This window comes from Haloflavibacter putidus (assembly GCF_006546625.1).
Taxonomy (GTDB): Bacteria; Bacteroidota; Bacteroidia; order Flavobacteriales; family Flavobacteriaceae; genus Mesonia; species Mesonia putida.
Map to the genome: position 1 here is coordinate 1 of NZ_VIAR01000044.1, position 281 is coordinate 281.

The 281-nt window shown below is 46.3% G+C and carries 1 pseudogene; it reads left to right on the forward strand.

The annotated features are described in order from the left end of the window. A pseudogene (locus tag FKR84_RS13250) lies at nucleotides 1-281 on the forward strand (IS3-like element ISLbl2 family transposase); the annotation flags it as partial.

Consider the following 281-nt stretch of genomic DNA (forward strand, 5'->3'; position numbering starts at 1 on the left):
GAACCACAAGCGTGTCCACAGGGTATATGTCGCCTTGGGGTTGCCTTTGAGAAGAAAGGTAAAAAAACGACTGCCTGCCAGGATAAAAGAGCCCTTGGAAGTTCCTCACGAGCCCAACGATACTTGGAGTATAGACTTTGTGACCGATGTCCTGGAGAACAAGAGGCGATTCAGATCCTTCAACATTATTGATGACTTTAACAGGGAAGCCTTACATATTGAAGTAGATTTTTCCCTTCCCAGCAACCGTGTGGTCTGGGTGCTAAACCATCTGATAAACC